A 19577-nucleotide genomic window follows, 5' to 3' on the forward strand; every position below is an offset into this window, starting at 1 on the left:
AGGCCCTGGCGCTGCTGATACTCAAGGTGCCAGCCCTTCAATGCATTCTTGCTGGGGTAGCCCAGCTGACGGATGATGGGTCTGACGCGCTTGCCCAGCTTGATATAGAGCTCAACGGCTCGGATTGGTGGTCCATGAGCCAATTCAGATAGAACAGCCCTTGGTTGATCACATTTTCATGCGCTGCCCGCTTGTACTCGAGGATCACAGGGCAATTGTTCTCGTCCAAGCCCAGCGTATCGATACGCCCTGCATGCAGCCGACCCGTGCGGTACTCGGAGGCGAGAAATCGGATCCCCAGCATGGTTTCGAGGTTTCCCTCAATCAGCTTTTGCAGCGGTCGCTCCAAATCGGACTGATGGCCGTGCAGCTTTGTTGCGCGACCATCGACCAGCCGAAAGAGATTGATCTCGCTCATGCAGCATCCTTCTGAGGGAAGCTTGGAAGGCTCGCAGCGACATCTCGGAAGACCGCTAGAGCTACCTCCAGGTGCTCAATGATCTCTTGCTGCAGTACATCTGGCGACGGAAGATCATCGAGGTTGTCGAGACTGTCATCCTTAAGCCAGAAAACATCCAGGCTGGCTTTGTCGCGGGCAATGAGTTCTTCGTAGCTAAAGAACTTGAAGCGGTCCGTCGCCTTGCGTACCTGGCGATCTGCCGCGTTGTAGCAGGTGACGAAATCACGCAAGTCGTCCAGCTTCAACTGGCGTGTCTTCAGTGTGAAGTGCTTGTTGGTGCGCAGGTCATAGAACCAAATGCCTTTGGTGTGCACACGGCCATCTTTCCGCGCGTTGTCAAAGAACACCACGTTCGCCTTCACACCTTGTGCATAGAAGATGCCGGTGGGCAAGCGCAAGATGGTGTGCACATCGCAGGTCTCAAGCAGCTTGCGGCGGATCTTTTCTCCGGCGCCACCCTCAAACAATACGTTGTCAGGCAACACCACAGCAGCCTTGCCATCGACCTTCAACATGCTGACGATGTGCTGCAAGAAGTTGAGCTGCTTGTTGGACGTAGTCTCCCAGAAGTCTTGACGCTCGTAAGTCAGGGAGCCTTTGTCCTCCTCGCCCGCGTCATTCGTAATCGTCATGCTGCTCTTCTTGCCGAAGGGCGGGTTGGCCAGCACGTAATCGACCTTGCGTTTTGGCTCTGAGATCAGTGCATCTGAGCGGTCAATGGCAGGCTGGCCATCCAGCTCACCGATGTTGTGCAGAAACAAGTTCATCAAGCACAAGCGCCTGGTGTTCGGAACAATCTCGTTGCCGACGAATGTCTCATCGCGCAAGAAACGTTTTTGCTTGGGGTTGAGCTTGGGCAGATCACGGCCCAGCCACACAGCATTGTCGTCCAACCATTTGCCGGTGCCCGATAGCCACTCATTGGCTACCAGAAAGAACCCACCTGTGCCGCAAGCGGGGTCGGCAATGGTCTTCAATGGTTGCGGCCGAAGGCAGGCCACCATGGCCTGAATGATGGCGCGAGGCGTGAAGTACTGTCCGGCACCGCTCTTGGTGTCTTCGGCGTTCTTCTGTAACAAGCCCTCGTACAGGTCACCTTTGGCGTCGGCTTCGAGGCTGATCCAGTTTTCGGCGTCGATCATCTGGACTAGACGGCTGAGCTTTGCCGGATCCTGGATCTTGTTTTGCGCGTTGAAGAAGATGGCACCCAGCATGCCTGACTGCTCGCCCAGCTTGTGCAAGGTGGACAGGTAATGCGCTTCCAGCGGCTCGCCCACCCTCGAAGTGAGGCTTGCCCAGTCATAACCTTTCGGGATGTGCGTATCGCGGTTGTAGGGATCTTGAGCGTACTCGTGCGCCAACTTCAGAAATAGCAGGTAGGTAAGTTGCTCCAAGTAGTCGCCATACCCAACTCCATCATCTCGGAGGGTGTTGCAGAAATTCCAGACTTTCTGGACCAGGGTGGAACTGTTCATCTCAAACTTCGATTAACTTTTGAATCCAAGGGTGGTCATCTGTGCGCTGCCCCCTAAGTAGAAAAATCATGTCGCCACTGAAGGGCGCCTTGCGGTCAATTGCGCGGCGGATTTTCTTCGCTACCGCGTTGAACTCTGCATTCATTCCAGGTTTGGCAAAGAAAAGCTTGGCCAGTTCTACATCTGCCTTCAACTGCACAGCCGCTGCATGTCGCTGCTTGCAGGTGGGCTCGTAGTCAAGGTGATAAATCTCAATCGAATCTATTGCTCTATCTTTGGCGATCGGATCGTCTGTCGCCGGGCAAGGCTTACCATTCTCCTGCTTACAGCCGATCAACTCCCAGTCATTTAGCTCACATGGGTCAAGAAGCCTGGGAGACTCCTGATCCAAAGGCCCTGGTCCGTAGAGCCGTGTCGTCTCATCCAGCAGTGGGAATCGATCCCCTTTACCGCCGGCAGTACCATGCAATACATCCTTGCGGCGGCTGTTGCAAAACGTACAGGCATAGCGATAGTTGCGCCAATCAAATGCCAGCCATCGATATCCGGCGTGCGGCTGTGATGCATCACTAACTCTGCCCTTTGGCCTGAAGTGATCCACTGCGTTATCCGACCGATCCACTAGAGATTCACAGTACCAGCACTTTTTCTCAGGGAATAGCGTTGCTAACGCATCCTTGAGGTCTCGCCATATCTGGCTGAAATCCTCAAGATCTGCACCGGCTTGAACTGCTTTAGCCGCGGCCGTGGCCTTCTCTGGCCACCCGTCCGGCAAGGAGAGTGAGTCTATGTCTATGTATCTCATTGCGCTTGCCGGCCCCGCTCAGCCTTCTCTTCAGCAACCAATTGCTCAATCAGCTGCGTCGCCAAGTCTTCCCGTTCTTGCCGACTCAGCGCCACGGCTTTCGAAGCAATCTCCATGGGTTGGACGTCGCCGAACATAGCCTGTAGCGCTTCGTTGCGAAGCCTGAGATAGCGAGAAAACTCATCATCAGGATGGAAGAATCTGAAGCCCAAGCGATTCAGCTCTGAATTGACTTTGTCAAGGGCTTTTTGCTCCTCTGCAGTCAAGGATTCGACCACTGAAAGCGCTCTTTGTTGCTCTAGCAAAAGCTGCGTTGAGCCATCGAGCGACGAGGCGATGCCAAACATGTCGCTGGTCACAATGGCTGCATAGCCCATGCCCCTGGGCGCCATCTCCGGGAAGCATGAAACAATTTGCCGCTGCTCCCCCGTTTTGTGCATCTGCAGAATTTGCACCTGCTCACGATCCAGCTCGGCAATTGCGAGAGGATTGTGCGTGGTCAGCAGTATGTGACTAGTCTCCTCCCGCTTGGTCCCGCCCGTGATGAACTGTTTCAGGTAGTGGATGTAATCGACGCTCCAACGGGGATTCAAGTGGGTGTCAGGCTCGTCCAACAAGAAGAGACTCTCCTCTTCGGCAGTGAAGCGTAGCAAACCCAAGACAGTTAGCAACTGTTGTTCGCCCTCGCTCAGTTCACGAAACGTCACGCTGCCATCATTCTTTTTCAGGCGCACCCGGATTCGGACTTCGTCGATCAGCTGAGACACATACGTGCTCTCCAGATCACGAAAGAACATCGCAGGCTCTTGCTTACCAACCAATTGGCGGAGTGCCTCAACGTTCTTGACGTAGAGGTACTTGAACTGCAAGGTCTTCTCGTTCCAGATAGACGTGGAAACCCGGCGACTGAGCTCGATGGGCGCCAGCGCCACCTCTTGCAATCGAGCGAGAAAGCTGCTGACCACCCCTCGCGCATTCCAGAATCGGGGATCACCATCCGGTGCTTTAGATTTCCACGGCGGTTGCCTCAGCACGAAGAGCACTGATTCCAGCCCCTCCTCGGGATCGATACCGAGATGTTCATCAAGAAACTTCCGAACAAACTCCGGCTGATGAATCAGAAACGCCAGCAACACAAACTGGCTATGGACCGGCATGGCGTAAAAGAGTCGCTTCAGACCGGGGTCTTCTCCATTACGGAGCTTGCCGTCGAACTTTTCCAAGTAAGGCTTGAAGATTTCGTGCATACGCGGGCTTTCACCCGAGTAGTAACTGAACACGTAGCGCGGCAGATACGGCGAGCCATCAGCAGCCAGATCGCTGAACCTGATCTCGCTTCCACGGAGCGCCGAAACCGTCGGCCCGCCCTCCGGAATCGGCAGTAATGAGTTCTTACCGCGCGCCTCGTCATCGGTCGCCACATGAACCTTGTAGGGTTCGTTGACTCTGTCAGGATCCGCGTCGATATGGATATGGCGCAGCGACGCACCTGCGCCCATGCGATAAGCAAGCTGGAATGCAAAAACTGGCCTTCTCTCTTTGGCTATCAGGTCACGAAAAAGGATGGCCAGTGCTTCGAGCGCATTTGACTTGCCCGTGCCGTTCCAACCGATAACTACCGTGACCCAATGATCTTGGTCGAAGTCAATCGTGACGTCTTTGAGGTTCTTGAACCGATGAGTCGGGCTGTCCTTGGCGCTGCCGATGGTGAGCTTGTCCAGACGCATGCTCAGCCCACCAACAATTTCAGCTTGTCGTACAGCTTGCGGCCGTCCTCATCGTTGACTGCCTCAACCGCCAGCTTGCCGTCATGGTCCAGCTTACGCAGTTCAGCGTACAGCTCTTCAACGCGCTCGGTCTGCGCTCCATCGCCCACACCACAGCGGCGGAACGCCTCTTGCGCCGACACCCAGTCGCCCGCCTCGGCGAGCACGTCGATCAATTTGCTCACCACGGTGGCAATCTCCTTCTGTTGTTTGGTTTTGCGAGCCTTAGGCTGCTTGCCGCGTTCCGACCGCTCAGCACGAATACGTCCCAGCAGTACGCCTGCGGATTCGTCGTTTGGGTCTTGCGGCACCAGTTGGCCAGCAAAGGCGGCTCGCAGGATGTTTTGGCGTTGCGCGGTAGCCTGTTTGAGAGCTAGTTCTAGGGATTGCTCTTGAGAATCCAGCGTTGAAAGGCTCTCAATAAGCACCCGCATTGCCTCCTCTTGCTCTGAGCGGGGCGCGATTGGGACTGGAATTTTTGAAATCTTCCCAACGCTAAGTGTGTACAACCCGCTTGTGGTCGCAGCCAGCTTTGTCAGCTTTTCAATACCACCCAATGAGTTAAGCCATGTTTCAACAAATCGACTGACAACACCAATAGGCCTCACGCGAATCAAATGATTCTGATGAACCGCATTCGGAATTGATCCATCCCAGACGGCGCAGCGACCTATCTCGGTAAGACTGCCATTTCCTTCAACAATCAGCACATCGCCCGCAACCAACGCCAAACGTTCAAGCTCGCCAGAAAAGAGCTCAATTTCATGCACATCATCAAGCTTGAGCTTTCCCCGAGCGACATTGGCCACCCTGAGAAACGGATACTTATTTTCGAGTGGTGCACGAGACGGTTGCTTCTGGATTCCCCCCTGAATCTCAGAAACCTGGTCCAAGCTCGCCCACACCCAGCCTACCGGCAAATCCGGCAAATTGGTGGCGTCTGGCTGTGTCGGCACCGGGTATTTATTTTGCCAATCCTTTAGCGGCATCTTGCCTTGTTCGTCGAACTTGGCAAGTTGCTTGGCTTCCCAGCGGGCGCGGCGTTCTTGCAGGATGCGTTCGAGTAGTTGCGCGCCAGATTCATCCGGTGAATGTTCCGCTCGCCACTCTGCGGTGAGCGCGCCATCCACCGCGGATTTCAAGAGCGATTGACGGTACTGCGCCAGCTTTTTCTGAGCGGCCTTGAGTTCGGCAAATCCTGCATCAACCTCGGGTAGCACTTCTCCCAGTTTGGAAATAATACGAACTTGTTCTGCCACAGGCGGCAGCGGCACCTTGTGCGCCATGAATGGCCCACGGTTTATATGCATCATTGTGCTGCCATGCAGGTGCTCTGTTTTTTGTAACTGTTGAATTGCCTGCTTCAGCCAATAGAAAAGCAGTTCCTTGCGGATGACTCGCTCATCCGGAACAACTTTAAAAATGTGTTGATTAACCAAAGCAGGTCCGCGCCGCCACACAAACACATCAAGAGTTGCAGACCAACTCATGAGCATGTCACCTGTGTCGATCTTGTAATTGGCTGGCACTTCGATGTTTGTGGTGTTAAGCGCCTTTGACTCGTCTGTTAGATTTTGGATGCGCACAATCGGCAAGCCACTGGAATCACGGTGGCTGGGCTTGAAAGCAAATCCGTTGATGTATTCACCTGTTTCACCAATAGGCACCCATTCCCAGCCGTTTGGCAAGGCAGGAATCTGCTCGTTTGCAACGCTCACGCAACCAACTCCTCATTCATTTCTCGCATCACGGTATCCAGCTCCTTGCCAAATAAGCCCCACGCCTTCTCAAGCACACCCTTGTCAGCCAGCACCGCATAATCAAAGTCGTCGCGGCTGATGCTGCAACTGCTGGCAGCGTGATCCTTCATCAAGCGCAGCCATTCGATCTCTTGCGGCAGCAGGGCGTCTTCCGTGCGGGTGATGCCTTTCGCTTTGGCTGTGGCCAAGGCTGCCTGGACGATGGCATCAGGATCCAAGGCCGTGATCAAGGCCTTGCCCAGCTCCCCCACGGGAATGCCGCCACTGGCCTTCTCAATCCGCGCCTTTGCCTTGTCGTCCAATTGCTTGGCCAAGCGCACTAGGCGGTTGGCAAGGCTGAGCACGGTGTCGTTGTCTCGGCTGCCCATGGCCACACCCTGCGGCAAGTCCTTCAAGGGCATGCCGGGCTTCTTCTCCAGCGGGCGACTTTCGGTCTCGAGGCTTTTTTCAACCCCCACGGCGTCGATCAGCACAAAGCGGGTCTTGGCCCCATCCCGGTCAACGAACAGCACATAGTCGGCGGGCCCAGTGTCCGTGGGGTATTCGCGCACGGCTACACCTCGTGCCGCGCCCAGGTTGAGTTGCTTCATGTCTTGCACAACCCAACCTACCGAGATCAGCCTCGCATCAATGGTCTGCCTTGCTTTTGCTTCTGGTGTCATCCCTGAACACTCCCGTTTTCTCTATTTATGTCGGCCACAGCCCGGAAAAATCGAATGACAGTTGCCGGTGATGCCGGATGGACAGCAGGTACACCACCTGATGCATCACCGCATAAAGCATCAGGTATTCGCCATGCAGATACACGCGCAGGCTGTCTGCCGTGCTAGCAGGCAACTTACTCAACTGTTCCAGCGCTTCGATCGACTGCGGCGGCTGGTCGAGGTAGCGGCGCCCCATCCGCGGAAAGCGTGCAAGGTTCGGAGCCACGGTCGCGCGCAGGCCTGCCAGCAGGTCGTCATAGGTAATCGCAGCATCGGCCTCCGTCAGGAAGGCCTCGATGGAATCGAGTCTCGCAAGGAAGCATCGGTCAGCTCGACGCGATACACAGCCTCAGCCACGGCTCTTCACAGGCTTGGTTGCGGACTGCGCGGGGGAACGACGCTTTTGAATGGTCGCCAAGGCTTGATCAGCATCTTGGGTGTGCCCTGCAACGATGTCTTCCAAGCCTCTGCGGGCGTCATCAATCAGCAGCAGGTGGATGCGCTCGCGCTCCAGTCGGTGATAGTCGTCAAGCCTGTCTGCATCGATCAGTGCTTCATAGCTCTCACCGTTCTTGGTGATGATCTTTTCGGCACCCGCTTTCACTTGGTCGGCCAGCTCTGAAAGGTTAGAGCGCGCCTGGGTAAACGGCACCACATCACGGGCAGAGATAGACATGGCTGGATCCTTCGAAGGTGACACAATTCTGTGCAGTTTACCGGAAGGCCGCTATTGGTCCGAGAGCGGGCCAAGATTCCTGCTGCGCTCTAAGTCCGTAACCAGCCTATAGCTGCTGTAGACATCGATTATGTAGTCCGGTCGAGCGGCTGATGGCCTCATAGGGCTATGCGGCGTGATGCATGGCAAGGTCGCCATCAGCGATGCCAGGACCTTATGCCCGCTGGACCGGAGTTCCGTGCCGAGCGGCCCAACCGCTGGTCGGCGACTTCACCTACGTCCCCAAATTGCGAGGCTGGCTGTACATGCCATTCTCGTCCTAAAGCACCTTTCGTAATTTGAGCTCAGAACGCCCAAGTCACCGAATTTCTTTTTCAGGTGCAATACGTTGCCTCCGTCACACCGATCCGGCGACAGACATCGGCGACGGACGTGCCCGCCTCAGCAAAGCTCGGCGCATAGGCAATTTGCTGTTCAGAAAATTTCGGCCTCTTCATTGCTTATCCTTCGCGCCGATTGCCGATGTACGAAGGCAACTCTACCCCTAGTTCTAAAACCTCCGTAATTCGGAGGAGACGTCATCCATCGGCTACATCGAACCTGTAGAGGTGTAGGAAAACTTCTACCTGTAACTCGCCATCCCGCCACGACGATGGCGGGCTAACTTAAACCAAACAGTCTCCGCACCCGAGGCGATTTAACCCCACGCAAGACGTAGACCTCATTAAGACCATATCGAATGACGCTCATTAACAACAAATAATTGAAACAAAATCCAACCATATAATGAAAATATCTTGTTGCGTCGGTTTATAGTCGCAATAGAATTCAAACACTTACCAAATACCAGCCAACCAGATTTTCTGGCAGAAAATTAAAATCGCTAAATCTCATGCAACATACGCATTATTTTGATTTATTTTGATCATCAGTTGGTCTATCCTTGGATGACACATGTACAAGAATCTGTTGCTCATCCCCGACAAAATTCGTCAGCTTCGCCTCCGCAAAGGCCGAAGTCAGCGAACTGTTGCCGAACGGGCTGATGTATCCCAATCAGTGTTGTGTGCAATTGAGAACGGGAGACGAGTGGCAGGTCTCGGACAGGTAGAGCGTCTTGGCCAGGTGCTTGCAAATGGACCTGAAGAGATCGAACAACTCAAGGGACTTGCGGCCCATGACCAAATTGTAGATTTGGTTGCCCAGCGTTACGGTGAGCAAAGCGCCGAGATAGTATCGCTTGTGCTTCAAGCGAAGGCAGCACTCTCAGAGAGGGAGATGATGAAAATTACATCATTGATCCAGGAGTGCATCACAGCCAAGAGCCTTCTCGAAAACCCCCGATCGGAGCTAAAGATGAGCCCATAAATGACAAACGGCGAGAACCCTCGCGAGTGCCCGCCGCCGTCACGGTTTGCTGGAAGCTTCACCGGGTAGCACCTGAAGTCTCCCTCATTCCGCCGCCAGCGTCAACTTCCCCCGTTCGCCAGGGGAGGCATGTACTCGTCCTTTAGTAAACATTCGTGCTCAGAAATGAGTGCGCAGGATATCTACATGCCTACTATTTTCATTAACTGGCCTATTACCGCAGCTCAAATATCGGAACGCATTGAAGCAATCATTTCCTCTCGTTCACCAAGAAAGGTCATAACCCGTTCCGGGCGAAATGTTCGAGGATATTTTCCCAGCCTCAAATCGCATTCTCGCAAGGAGAAATTCGAGTCGAATTTGGAGGCCTCCGTCTTAGGAATTCTTGAAATCTCTTCAGCAGTCAAACAACTGAGGACTCATCCTTATGTGTTGCTGCTATCCGGCGGCGCAGATACCAAAGACCTGTTCTACACACCAGACGTAGAAATCGAAACTGCAAATGGCAAAGTAATCATTGAAATCAAAGGCCTTCCCTATCTCAAAAGCCAGAAATCCAAGACACGTTACCGGTCTATATGCCAAGCACTCCGACGGCAGCGTATCCCCTTCATAACGATTCTCTCTTCAGACATTGAACAGTGGTCGACACAAGACGAGGTCCAGCAGCTTTTAAAAGCTCGACCATGGCCGCGTTATGGCACACGCAAGCAGCTTCCATCCGACGTACCAGGCTTAGATGCGGACGAGTGCTCAGAAGAATTTTTAGAGCGTTGGCGTAAGGCAAGCGAGGAGTGCGATGCCTTGCTATCGCGCTTGATGCGCCGTGGTCCTGACGAAACACTCGCCCAAGTTGCCTAAGGAGAAGTCATGCAATACGAACTTCCCTTCGACAACAAGAAGACGGTCTACCTCGACGACATAGCGTGTAAGTTCCTGGGTGTGACCAATGATGACCAAGTGCTGCTTCAAAACCAGGAATCGGGTGCCACTGTCATTATCGGCTCGCAAGAGTTGGTTCAGAAGTACCTTACGGGAGATCTGAAGCTCGCCGTTACTGTCAGGCAGATGTGTATACATGGCGAAGAGCATGGCGCAGCTGTGCGTGCTGACAAGATGTCTCCGTTTGGGCGGTTCAATTCTGACCGGCACATCGCGTACGTGACCCAGCTCAATGAGCGCTTTGCCACTTGCGGCAGCCGAGCAATGCTGCAAAAAGCCATTGATCAAATCGCTCATGAGCGTGGCGAGCAAACCCCGCCGCACGCGTCCACTGTCTACCGCTGGTTAGGGGAATATCGAGCCGATGGCATCTCTGGGTTGCTGAGTCGGATAGGAAACTGTGGAGGTGCCAACAAAAGCAGACTACCGGCTCAGGTCGATGCGATCGTTCATCAAAAGATCGAGGAGACCCTCGATCGCAGTCACGTCTGGACCGCTGAGGCCATCTTGGACAGCATCCGGGCAGAAATCAACATCAGGAATAAATTCCTGACTCAGCACGATCGGCTGACTGCTCCATCTATACGCACATTGCAGCGCAGGCTTGCATCGCTTCCGCAGTTCGATGTAGCCGTAGCCAAGTATGGAATTAAAGAAGCCGAGCGCAGGTTTGCCAATCATGGTGTCGCACGGCGCACCAAGCGAATACTGGAGCTCGTTGAGATTGACCACACGCTACTGGACATCCTAATCGTCGATGAAAACGGCAACGTCATTGGCCGGCCCGTTCTTACCCTGGTTATTGACCGGTACTCAAGGGTTGTATTGGGCTTTCATCTGTCTCTTGATGGTTACGGCGCGCACTCAGTTTTCGCCGCATTGCGCCACGCGCTGTTGCCCAAGACCTATCTTCGAGAAGGCAGGTTTGCAGAGCTCATGCTGACCTGGCCATGCTTTGGCTGGTTTGAGCGCTTGCTGATGGACAACGGCAGAGAGTTCCACTCCCGTGCGGTAACCGATGCCTTGCTCAATCTCGGTATCGTCGGCGAGTTCGCCAAGTCCCGGCAACCTAACGACAAGCCTTTCGTCGAGCGCTTGCTAAAAACCATCAACTATTCATTTGTGCATCAACTGCCGGGAACCACGTTTGCGAAATATGAACAGCGACAGGGCGTGAACTCTGAAAAAGAAGCTGCCTTCACCCTTGAAGAGCTCGACATGGCTCTTCATGTCTGGCTGCTGCAGAAATACCATACGCGCCCTCACCGGGGCCTTAGAAACAAGACTCCGCTGCAACTGTGGAACGAGTCTGCAAAGGCTTTTCCCCCAAAGCTGAAGTGCGACGTTGATCATGTGGATTTCGAGTTCGCGGAACGGAAGGAATCGGCACTGCAGCACTATGGGATTGATCTCAACACTTTCAGATATACCTCCACAGAGCTTATGCAATTGCGCCGAATGCTGCCCGCGAACCAGAAGGCGGAAGTTAAGTGGCCACGCAGGGATGTCGGCTACATCTATGTTTGGGATCCGCTCGATGAGCGCCCCATCAAGGCGTTCAACACGGAGTCTGAGTTCAGCGGCCTCAGCCTTGAGCAAGCAAAGGCCGTACGCAAACACCACGCCCAGGATCTCCCAGAAAACCGGGCAATACGAGCTACCGCAAGCGCGACTATCAATCAAATGCAGGATGACGCACGGAAGTCAAAAAGACTAAAGGAGCGCAAAGCAGGCTCCCGTCTGGCTGGAATGAATAGCAGTACCTTCCGCGCTCCGAAGCGCTCGCCATCGCGGCAAGGCCCCGTACCTCCACTTCAATTTCAAGTTGATGTCGATATAGGGCACGGCAATGACCTCGATGTTTTCGAAATGCTTGAGCTGGAGGCTGAACTGTGAACACCCTGCACACCAGCCAAATTAACTTCAGCCAAATTTCGCAAAAAGTATCCAGCGCGTTTGGCAAGTTTCCCCAAGTCACAAGCCTGTTGAACACGCTAGACGAAAGGCTGCGATCAGCGTTGTCCCCAGGTGAGCCGGAGCACTTGCTGATTACGGGGCTGCCGGGTACCGGCAAAAGCACCCTACTGAACCACTTCACCAAGCTTCACCCAAGCGTAGTTCATGAGGAATGGACGGAAGTACCCGTGGTCTATGTTGAGATTCCACCCAGGACAACGATCAAAGCCTTGGCTGGCATTGTTCTGCGCGAAATGGGCTCGCCATATTGGGACAAAGGCGACGAAGCTCAGCGGACTATCCAGCTGCGAACATTGATCATTGCTTGTAAGACCCGCATGATCATCTTCGACGAGGTCAATCACCTGGTGGATCGCGGAGGCGTCAGAACGCACTATCACGTAGGAGATTGGATCAAGCAGCTGTGCCGTCCAGGTGGACCAGTCCTTGTGCTTGCGGGCATACCGCGCGCAGAGCTACTGCTCGCAACAAACGCTCAGCTGCGCAGTAGATTCGGAGAGCAGATGTTCGTTCATGCTCTGTCTGCGAACGGCGAGGACATCAAGCTATTTTCAAAGGTTCTCAAGAGCTTTGAGAGGATGCTGTTGCCGCTCCCATGCATCGACCTGGGCGATGCCGCTGTGACACGTCAAGTCGCATTTGCTACAGATGGCCGCCTGAGGTCAATTTGCCACCTGCTACGACGTGCCGTCGCCATTGCCTCCCAGCATTCAAGTCCAAAGATCGATGGTGAGACTCTGGCGCAAGCTTTTGTGGAAGTGATTTACCGCGAAGCAACCCCTGAGCGCAATCCTTTCCATCCCAAATTCAATGGGATCGCACTTACTCGCGCGAAGGAGCCCTTTGCCCAGGAGGCACAACGTGGATGATTTGCAGAAAATGCACCCTGAATCCGGGACAGCGCTGCTGGTGCGACCAGCACGGAAATGGGATGAGTGCGTCATTGGATTTCATGGACGAGTAGCAGCGCAAAATGGCATCAGACGCCGAGAGTTGGAACCACTCTTGCCACGCCAAAAAGTTTGCACCCATGCGTTCGGTCATCCGCTACCAGCTTGGGCTTGGAAGTACCGAGGAAAGGAGTATTTCACCTCCGCGTGCATCCATTGCATATGGGAGAACCGCTACATCAAGCAGGCATGGAGGATCAAGCTCGTGGAAGTGTGCCACGTGCATCACACGTTGCTCAGACCTGCGCACGACCTGGATAACAAACGCTGTAACTTTGATGCCATCTATTCACGCCTTGATGATCCGACATTTCGCTCGGACAATACCTGTCACGCCAACTACCGAGAGGAAGAATGGAGTGTCTTTCAAGCCATTTGGCCGTGGATCAATGCCCCACAGAAAGTGGGATCGCAGGCTCTCGCTGCAAGCACGCTCATCGCCACATTGCTACAGCGCTTGGCATATGTCAGAGCGGAAAATGGAGACACTGCTCAGCGGCAACCATTCCTTGTGCAGGTGGCCCGTTGGGCTAAGTCAATTGATCTGGACATCTGCGCATCCAGATACGGTATCGATGCGTTGCTGGTGAGATTGCCAAGCTCGCTCCACCGCGCTGCGGCCTATCGATTTCTCAATGAGGTAGTGGATGCCGAAAGGATCCAACGGTCGGTCATGCGCGAGCTGCCTCTACAGCGATGGCTTTCTCTGCTGCAATCGCTCCTGGCGACAGGCTCCGATGCTCTAGCACCATACAGACAGAGTGCTTATGAGCGCGCGTCGTTGCGACAGAGGACAGATGAGTTGGACGTTCCGTCAGAAAAAAGGCAGTTCCTATTGGACATTTTTGAGGGCGCCGTTGCTCAAGCAATACGAGAGCGACCAAAACATGGTCGCATATTCAAGCTTCATAGAGCTATTTCACTTGAGATGGTGGCAGCAGACATCTGCATACCAAAGGAAGCGCTTCATTACCTTCAACTCAGCGTCTATCCACCTATGCTACAAGTTCTGCGTAGAAGTGGTTTGTTGCGAAACTGGCAAATCGGACGGCACCAATTTTATCTACGTAGCCAGATGGAAGGCATGCTGGAAAAGCTCACGCGGCACGCATGTCCATTTGAAGGGCAAAGCGCACTTTCGCTAAACGACCCGACTCTCTATCAAGGAATCGCTGACAACGCAGTTGCACAGCTGCTCTCAGACATCTGCACGGGGCAGGTACTGGTCTGGCATGACCTCAAGTGCCCGGGGTTGTGGGGTATCAAGGTACCTCATTCAATCAAAACCCATCTAGAAGCTCACACTCGCCAAATTAGCTCAGAGCCATCCGCCTAGCATGCTGATCCGCCCAATCAAGTACCCAGAGGAATCAGACCTGGGCTTCCTTCTGCGCACGGCCCAGGCCAACGGCCTGGCCAATCCCAAATGGCTCGGTGCAGCAATTGTCGGGCAACATCAGCGCCTGCGCGTTTGTCCAATGTGTCTCGATGAGCCATACCCGTATTGGCATGATTCCTGGCATTCCGATCCACCAATTTGCCGCAAGCATCGGCGTTGGCTCAGCGACACCTGCAATACATGCCTCAAACCGTTCAGTTTTGTGACCTGCCGGTTTCTGGCATGCAAATGCGGCAATGCATATCAAAGACACTCGAATGGACCTGTGAGCTGCTTGGTATGGAACACCCTGTACTCGGAAAAGGTCAATTCCGACATTTTGATCTGGCTGGGGTCATTGGCAAGTATGGCTTACAAGGCAAGCCAGGCAAACGCGCAAGCTCTAGACGTATCCAAGAAATTGCAGAGTTCATGGAGTTGGGCTCACATGCCGTTGCACACTGGCCACTAGGATTTCACACTCTTCTTGCGCACATCCGCGTTGTCAAGGGTGGAACGTCTGTTGCACTGGCAAGCGGTGCGTTTCCGGCATTCGCCAAAAGAATCCGAGCCATACGGGACACTGGCTGGCGATCGAAGATTGAGGGCGAGTTCCTCGCCTACATCACCAGTACCCAAGTACAGGACAACGCTCTCCTTTCCAGGAAGGTCAGATGCACAACCAACGCAAAATCGATCGCCAGTAAGCACCAAATATCCGTTGACCGTCTTAAACGCCTGGCGGCGCAGGGCGTAGTGCGAGTGACACCAGACGGGCGGCAAAGACACGTGATAGCTCCTGTTATTGAGGAACGGATTGCAGCGCAGCTAGCGGATGCGGTGTCGATCAAACATGCCACACGAATGCTAGGGCTGCACCCTGCGCGCGTTCGTGCATTACTTGCCATGAAGGAGGTAGCCCCACTCGATCGTGGTGTCAGCCTAAAATCGATTCAGGCATTTGAGGAGCGCATGCTCGCCCTGGGCACAGCAGATAACATGCAGCCGGAACAACCAACATCGCTGAACTCCGCCTTCAAATACCTTGTATCGCGTTCATTGACTGCTGATTTTGTACGGGCGATCAAGAACCGGGAAATTAGTCTTTCATGTAGTTCGGAGCGGGACTCGCAGGCATTGGGAGATCAATTGCAGGTCTGCACAACCCAGGTGCTCGAATGGCTCACCTCCCTCCGGAAGACAAACTTTGCAGCCGCTCTAAAGCTCGACATCTCAAGTGCAGCAAAGCTTCTTCATGTCAAACCCGAAGTGATCAAATCTCTGGTCTTCAATGGATTTCTCACTCCTGTGGAAAAGCAACGTAAATCACGGGCACCGCAATATTTCCTTCGCAACGAGATTGAGCGTTTTCAAGAGAGCTTCATCAGCTTGAGGTCACTGGCAGCAGCTGCCAATATTCCTGCAAAGCAAGCTCCTGTCTGGGCCCGCAAGAATGGTTACGAGATTGTGACTGGGCCCACCGTAGACGGTTGCCGCCAGTATTTCGTCCGGCGCTTTCGGCGCCAAAGCGCATAAGACAGGCCATAAAAATCACCCCTACAGTGCTCTTCATGCCTTGCAAGCTTTATGTCCATGGACATTTCGGTTACCATTCGCCTTGAGCGTGCTTGAACCTCCCCGCTCTCTAAACATATGAAGAGGTCCGCGTAGCACTCCCCATGGTCAGCTTGTAAAGAGCAAATAGTGGGACGGTTAGGCAGCGGCTAACCCTTTGGGCAACGGAGATGCCCATCGATCCAATGGATCACGGACTATCAGTCTTGCGATCTGCCTCCGATTTGTAAGCACCGGGCGAATACGTTTTCCCGAATGCGAATTGAAAGCCAGATCCGTTGATCTGGCTTTCGCCTTTTTGGGCCCAAGCCTTCCTGTGGCAGCACTTAGGCTTGCATCGGTGCGCTCTAACTCATGCGTGCATCCTGATCAGGGTTGATACAGTCTGGCCTAGGCCAGTTTCCTTCCTGAATCCTGTCGGCGGCAACACTCAAAACACCTATAAGAGGCGTCAGGCCAAGTGCAGGCCTGGTCTTTCGAGCAACTATCAATGCCGCCTGTACGCATCCCCGGGTGACGAATCCTTGCGCTCATCTGCCAGTTCAAAAAGGCAATGCATATAGGGCTCGACCTCGCTCCAACGGGCACCCTCATCGTGATACTGGAACAGGTTGCGACTTGCCTCCACAGCATCGGGCCAGCGATCAGCGGCACTCACCCGGGTCATCGCATCCCGGCTATCCTGAGAATCATGCAGTCCCCCATCCTGAGCGCCATAGGTATGGAACTCCTGCACACGGCGAGGACGATCGTAGGGTGCACCGTCGCATGTGCCTCCGGGCGCGACTGGATCCCGCGTGGCGTGCGCACCCGCAAAAGAGTCCTGTACGGTGTGCAACACCGACCCAAAGGCAATCTCACGCAGATACCTCCTGAGCGTATCCTGATAGCCTAGGATGTACAGGTCAACCACCCGCCACCCCGAACACCCAAAGTGCTCTTGGATGGTGGCAATGGGGATGTCGCGCAGGAAAGTGTCCGCTTTGATCTCCCCTGAAGATACTTTCCAGGCAAATTCCAGCCAGTCCAGCACCTGCGCGCGCGTTGCACCTGGATGCACCCCTTCTGTGCCGGACATCGCATGCAGGAACTGTAGATCTCCAAAATGGGAACGGGTCATCAGGTTTCCATGGATCGAGTCCTTGTCCTTGCCACACCCAACAATCTTCTTGGTCTGTGCTTTCTTCTCAGCGTCCTTGAACAGGCAGTACCAGCACAGCGGCTGGGTAGAGAACCGGATGGTCTGACCCACGACACATGATTTGTTCAAGTATGTGCAATTGCCTTCGCCTTCAGATAGCTTGAACGGAGGCAGGTCGTTCCAGCGCACGCCATAGATGACATAGACAGATGCGAACGGCGGGTCTCTTTCAGCGCAACGACGGTTAGAAAGCAAATCTGCAGCCTTCGTCGTGCATCCCTTGCCCAGTTGCGTGATCTCCTCGTGCACTCTGCCCTTGATCAGCACTCCGAGTAGCTCGGCAGTCTTCGCAAGCGTCGCGTCACTCTCATTGGTCAAATCGGATTCAAAGGCCGAGCCTAAAGGAGCAATCTGATATGCAAAAGCACCACCGCAGACAAGCAGCATGCCAACGGCTGTCATCCAGCGTAGAGGCTGAAGCCACTTCTTTGGTGACAACCAGCCTGCCCGAATCTGCCCCACTACACCCTCTACAGCGAACAGACGCATGCCTTGATCCTTATCCTGCCCGCTAGGGGCCAGAAGACTCTTCTAATCGCTCCTCCAACAGGGCCACCAGAACAGATGGACGCACTTGCAGTGCCTTGGCCAGACTAAAGAGCGTTCCTACTGTCGGTTGCCGCTGCCCCAGCTCCAGCATGGATACATAGTTGCGTTCCACCCCAGCCTCAAATCCCAGCTGTTCTTGTGTCATGCCCGCCTGTTTGCGGTACATGCGCAACACATCTCCAAATGCCCGAGGCAGATCCAATCAAAACTCCAACAATAGTTGGAGAAATTGAATCAAGCCGCTACCATTCAGTCTTCCAACTATAGTTGGAATAGCTGATCATCCGTCATCTTTCATTCACCGGCAATCGAGATATGCGCACTTTCTCATCCCCGTTTCAAAAGTGGCTGTCGCTGCTTTCCTTCTTCATTGCATTCGTTTTGAGCAGCCTGGCACTCCCTGCACACGCAGGCCTCAAAGTGCTGGGTGTAGAAATTGGTGTCTCGACGCTAGAGCAGGTTCGCAAGCAGGCGGCTGCTTCCGGTGCTGTAAAAAACGGCGGCACCAACACCTGGAGTGAAGGCCCAACGCTGGAGGTACCAGGCAGCAGCTATGAAATCCAAGGGCTGAATTCAGTGCTCTATATCTTCACGCCTGATGAGAAATTGACGGCTGTGGTGATGACCATGCAGAACCATCGATTCGATGAGATATTCGATGTCTTGGCTGGCAAATACAAGATGGTCAAGAAGGAGCGTCCCTTTGTTGGCAACAACTTTGCGAAGTTCTCTGCGCCTGATTCCATCATTGAACTCGACGCTCCCCACCTGAGCTTCGAGATGCAAGTGAGGTACATGAGCAGTGGCTTCTCCAAGGCTTGGCGGGATGGCTTGCAGTCCCAGCGTCAGCAAAAGCGCAACAATGACAAGAGCAGCTTCTGATCACTTCGAATCAGAGGACTAACCGCTCCCTACATTCAGCACTCCTGTGCTGGCTTCGCATGTGCTCGTGCCATGCCAGAAAGGTGCAGCCAGGATGGACTCAGCACGAGAACGACTATTTGAAGTAGTGCACGAACTTGTCACCACATATGGAGATCCAGAACAAGCAGCGCAATTCGACGCGGTGCAGTGGCTGGATGAATGGCTGAACAGGCCTCAGCCATCTTTGAACATGGCAAAGCCGGCGGATCTCATGCTGACTGAAGAGGGTCTTGCTCAGGTTGAAACATTACTCAAGCGCATGGCTGTTGGTGCATTTGCTTGAGTGGCGGCCATGAGCGGCAGATGAACGATCTCTGACGCCAGACCCAGATGCCTAATAGAACCGATCATGAGTAAGCAGCGATATTCAGAAGAATTCAAGAGTGAAGCAATTAAACAGATCAACGAATACGGCCGCACTGTGGCTGATGTCTCAGATCATTTTGGGGTCAGCCAGCACAGCCTTTACCAGTGGCTCAAAGTGCAAAGAACGGTTCTCGGGAAAGAGGAGTCGCAGCTCTCACAAAGCGCAGAACTGCGTTACCTGAAAAAGGAACTGAAGCGGGTGACCGAAGAGCGCGACATTTTAAAAAAGGCCGCAACGTATTTTGCAAAGCAAATTCAAATAAAATAAATACTTCTAGTCACATTGCTTCTTAGCCGATAGTTGCTTTTATATATTGATTTCCACGCAGAAATAAACCCCTAATTCCTGGGTGGGCTCCAATTCAATATTGACCAGTTACCCGTCGCCTATCATCTGCTCAGTATCCCCCATGAAATAAGGAATAAACCAAACCAAAATACCAGCAGCGTCATCAATACCCGAAGTGATCATTGAGGCATGGCACCGGAGCCGCTGAAGCACCTAAATTCGCAGTCGTTAACAGTGTGGGAAATAATACTGACTAGACCATTGACCTCTTCAACGAGCCAAACTCGCTTCTGACTTATCAAGTGAGCCTATCGCAACGGACAGCTGAATTTTTGCAACAAAACCGCGAGTAATTATTAGATCGTACATTTGAAATAAATTTCATATTTCACTGACGATTATCGTTCGACCC

21 protein-coding genes are annotated in these 19577 nt (G+C 53.6%); 9 read left to right on the forward strand and 12 right to left on the reverse strand.

The genetic code is table 11. The features are described 5' to 3' along the window. Window positions 1-37: 37 nt before the first annotated feature. The 9 genes from HNP33_RS01895 to HNP33_RS21315 all read right to left on the reverse strand — a co-directional run bounded on the left by HNP33_RS01895 (window position 38) and on the right by HNP33_RS21315 (window position 8143). Window positions 38-418 (reverse strand): hypothetical protein, encoded by a 381-nt coding sequence (locus HNP33_RS01895; RefSeq protein WP_221451958.1) that lies wholly within the window; start codon window positions 416-418, stop codon window positions 38-40. Continuing rightward, the gene (locus HNP33_RS01900; RefSeq protein WP_184704660.1) at window positions 415-1935 is read right to left on the reverse strand and encodes an HsdM family class I SAM-dependent methyltransferase; all 1521 of its coding nucleotides are present in this window, start codon (window positions 1933-1935) and stop codon (window positions 415-417) included. The genes HNP33_RS01895 and HNP33_RS01900 overlap by 4 nt, the downstream gene beginning before the upstream one ends. A gap of 1 nt (window position 1936) precedes the next feature. Beyond that, window positions 1937-2740 carry a hypothetical protein gene (locus HNP33_RS01905; RefSeq protein WP_184704662.1) on the reverse strand — a complete coding sequence of 268 codons (804 nt, stop codon included), beginning with the start codon at window positions 2738-2740 and terminating at the stop codon, window positions 1937-1939. Next, window positions 2737-4467, reverse strand: coding sequence for an AAA family ATPase (locus tag HNP33_RS01910; protein ID WP_184704664.1), 1731 nt, complete (start codon window positions 4465-4467; stop codon window positions 2737-2739). The genes HNP33_RS01905 and HNP33_RS01910 overlap by 4 nt, the downstream gene beginning before the upstream one ends. A 2-nt stretch (window positions 4468-4469) precedes the next feature. Continuing rightward, window positions 4470-6224 carry a restriction endonuclease subunit S gene (locus tag HNP33_RS01915; protein ID WP_184704667.1) on the reverse strand — a complete coding sequence of 585 codons (1755 nt, stop codon included), beginning with the start codon at window positions 6222-6224 and terminating at the stop codon, window positions 4470-4472. Next, complete coding sequence (locus HNP33_RS01920) at window positions 6221-6856, reverse strand: type I restriction-modification enzyme R subunit C-terminal domain-containing protein (protein ID WP_221451959.1); 636 nt, start codon at window positions 6854-6856, stop codon at window positions 6221-6223. Before HNP33_RS01920 ends, HNP33_RS01915 begins: the two co-directional genes overlap by 4 nt. Window positions 6857-6953: 97 nt before the next feature. Then, window positions 6954-7268: a type II toxin-antitoxin system RelE/ParE family toxin gene (locus tag HNP33_RS01925; RefSeq protein WP_325064896.1), complete on the reverse strand. Its 315-nt coding sequence runs from the start codon at window positions 7266-7268 to the stop codon at window positions 6954-6956. Window positions 7269-7319: 51 nt separating this feature from the next. Next, window positions 7320-7646 (reverse strand): type II toxin-antitoxin system Phd/YefM family antitoxin, encoded by a 327-nt coding sequence (locus tag HNP33_RS01930; RefSeq protein WP_184704669.1) that lies wholly within the window; start codon window positions 7644-7646, stop codon window positions 7320-7322. A 374-nt stretch (window positions 7647-8020) separates the two neighbouring features. Beyond that, a complete protein-coding gene (locus HNP33_RS21315; protein ID WP_184704671.1) occupies window positions 8021-8143 on the reverse strand; it encodes a transposase in 123 nt (40 codons plus the stop codon). Window positions 8144-8600: 457 nt separating this feature from the next. Here HNP33_RS21315 and HNP33_RS01940 point away from each other — a divergent pair, with 457 nt between their 5' ends. From HNP33_RS01940 to HNP33_RS01960, 5 genes are all read left to right on the forward strand, one after another. Beyond that, window positions 8601-9014, forward strand: coding sequence for a helix-turn-helix domain-containing protein (locus HNP33_RS01940; protein ID WP_184704673.1), 414 nt, complete (start codon window positions 8601-8603; stop codon window positions 9012-9014). 186 nt (window positions 9015-9200) lie between these two features. After that, window positions 9201-9875 carry a hypothetical protein gene (locus HNP33_RS01945; RefSeq protein WP_184704675.1) on the forward strand — a complete coding sequence of 225 codons (675 nt, stop codon included), beginning with the start codon at window positions 9201-9203 and terminating at the stop codon, window positions 9873-9875. 9 nt (window positions 9876-9884) lie between these two features. Further along, window positions 9885-11852: a Mu transposase C-terminal domain-containing protein gene (locus tag HNP33_RS01950; protein WP_184704677.1), complete on the forward strand. Its 1968-nt coding sequence runs from the start codon at window positions 9885-9887 to the stop codon at window positions 11850-11852. After that, window positions 11849-12802 carry a TniB family NTP-binding protein gene (locus HNP33_RS01955; protein WP_184704679.1) on the forward strand — a complete coding sequence of 318 codons (954 nt, stop codon included), beginning with the start codon at window positions 11849-11851 and terminating at the stop codon, window positions 12800-12802. The genes HNP33_RS01950 and HNP33_RS01955 overlap by 4 nt, the downstream gene beginning before the upstream one ends. Then, window positions 12795-14219 carry a hypothetical protein gene (locus HNP33_RS01960; RefSeq protein WP_184704681.1) on the forward strand — a complete coding sequence of 475 codons (1425 nt, stop codon included), beginning with the start codon at window positions 12795-12797 and terminating at the stop codon, window positions 14217-14219. The genes HNP33_RS01955 and HNP33_RS01960 overlap by 8 nt, the downstream gene beginning before the upstream one ends. A gap of 34 nt (window positions 14220-14253) precedes the next feature. On the opposite strand, the gene HNP33_RS01965 is transcribed toward HNP33_RS01960, so the two are convergent. Beyond that, window positions 14254-14394: a hypothetical protein gene (locus HNP33_RS01965; RefSeq protein ID WP_184704683.1), complete on the reverse strand. Its 141-nt coding sequence runs from the start codon at window positions 14392-14394 to the stop codon at window positions 14254-14256. Between the two features lie 68 nt (window positions 14395-14462). Between HNP33_RS01965 and HNP33_RS01970 the strand changes: the two genes are divergently transcribed. Then, a complete protein-coding gene (locus HNP33_RS01970) occupies window positions 14463-15797 on the forward strand; it encodes a hypothetical protein (RefSeq protein WP_184704685.1) in 1335 nt (444 codons plus the stop codon). 526 nt (window positions 15798-16323) lie between these two features. Here the strand turns inward: HNP33_RS01970 and HNP33_RS01975 are convergent. Then, window positions 16324-17526 (reverse strand): hypothetical protein, encoded by a 1203-nt coding sequence (locus HNP33_RS01975; protein WP_233464216.1) that lies wholly within the window; start codon window positions 17524-17526, stop codon window positions 16324-16326. 22 nt (window positions 17527-17548) lie between these two features. Then, the gene (locus tag HNP33_RS01980; protein ID WP_325064897.1) at window positions 17549-17761 is read right to left on the reverse strand and encodes a helix-turn-helix transcriptional regulator; all 213 of its coding nucleotides are present in this window, start codon (window positions 17759-17761) and stop codon (window positions 17549-17551) included. A 245-nt stretch (window positions 17762-18006) separates the two neighbouring features. Between HNP33_RS01980 and HNP33_RS01985 the strand changes: the two genes are divergently transcribed. From HNP33_RS01985 to HNP33_RS01995, 3 genes are all read left to right on the forward strand, one after another. Continuing rightward, window positions 18007-18468, forward strand: a complete 462-nt coding sequence (locus tag HNP33_RS01985; RefSeq protein ID WP_184704689.1) for a hypothetical protein — start codon at window positions 18007-18009, stop codon at window positions 18466-18468. A gap of 127 nt (window positions 18469-18595) precedes the next feature. After that, the gene (locus HNP33_RS21165) at window positions 18596-18793 is read left to right on the forward strand and encodes an antitoxin Xre/MbcA/ParS toxin-binding domain-containing protein (RefSeq protein WP_184704691.1); all 198 of its coding nucleotides are present in this window, start codon (window positions 18596-18598) and stop codon (window positions 18791-18793) included. A 66-nt stretch (window positions 18794-18859) separates the two neighbouring features. Continuing rightward, window positions 18860-19144, forward strand: a complete 285-nt coding sequence (locus HNP33_RS01995; protein WP_184704693.1) for a transposase — start codon at window positions 18860-18862, stop codon at window positions 19142-19144. The last annotated feature ends 433 nt before the right edge of the window (window positions 19145-19577 follow it).

It is taken from the genome of Comamonas odontotermitis (assembly GCF_014207855.1).
Lineage (GTDB): Bacteria > Pseudomonadota > Gammaproteobacteria > Burkholderiales > Burkholderiaceae_C > Comamonas > Comamonas odontotermitis_A.

What these genes read in the sequence shown, in the direction of transcription:
- HNP33_RS01970 (WP_184704685.1), top strand. Translation starts at nt 14,463, where the DNA reads ATGCCTCAAACCGTTCAGTTTTGTGACCTGCCGGTTTCTGGCATGCAA.
- HNP33_RS01950 (WP_184704677.1), top strand. Translation starts at nt 9,885, where the DNA reads ATGCAATACGAACTTCCCTTCGACAACAAGAAGACGGTCTACCTCGAC.
- HNP33_RS01895 (WP_221451958.1), bottom strand. Translation starts at nt 418, where the DNA reads ATGAGCGAGATCAATCTCTTTCGGCTGGTCGATGGTCGCGCAACAAAG.
- HNP33_RS01940 (WP_184704673.1), top strand. Translation starts at nt 8,601, where the DNA reads ATGTACAAGAATCTGTTGCTCATCCCCGACAAAATTCGTCAGCTTCGC.
- HNP33_RS01965 (WP_184704683.1), bottom strand. Translation starts at nt 14,394, where the DNA reads ATGCCAATACGGGTATGGCTCATCGAGACACATTGGACAAACGCGCAG.
- HNP33_RS01930 (WP_184704669.1), bottom strand. Translation starts at nt 7,646, where the DNA reads ATGTCTATCTCTGCCCGTGATGTGGTGCCGTTTACCCAGGCGCGCTCT.
- HNP33_RS01900 (WP_184704660.1), bottom strand. Translation starts at nt 1,935, where the DNA reads ATGAACAGTTCCACCCTGGTCCAGAAAGTCTGGAATTTCTGCAACACC.
- HNP33_RS01995 (WP_184704693.1), top strand. Translation starts at nt 18,860, where the DNA reads ATGAGTAAGCAGCGATATTCAGAAGAATTCAAGAGTGAAGCAATTAAA.
- HNP33_RS01975 (WP_233464216.1), bottom strand. Translation starts at nt 17,526, where the DNA reads ATGCGTCTGTTCGCTGTAGAGGGTGTAGTGGGGCAGATTCGGGCAGGC.
- HNP33_RS01905 (WP_184704662.1), bottom strand. Translation starts at nt 2,740, where the DNA reads ATGAGATACATAGACATAGACTCACTCTCCTTGCCGGACGGGTGGCCA.
- HNP33_RS01945 (WP_184704675.1), top strand. Translation starts at nt 9,201, where the DNA reads ATGCCTACTATTTTCATTAACTGGCCTATTACCGCAGCTCAAATATCG.
- HNP33_RS21315 (WP_184704671.1), bottom strand. Translation starts at nt 8,143, where the DNA reads ATGAAGAGGCCGAAATTTTCTGAACAGCAAATTGCCTATGCGCCGAGC.
- HNP33_RS01920 (WP_221451959.1), bottom strand. Translation starts at nt 6,856, where the DNA reads ATGAAGCAACTCAACCTGGGCGCGGCACGAGGTGTAGCCGTGCGCGAA.
- HNP33_RS01910 (WP_184704664.1), bottom strand. Translation starts at nt 4,467, where the DNA reads ATGCGTCTGGACAAGCTCACCATCGGCAGCGCCAAGGACAGCCCGACT.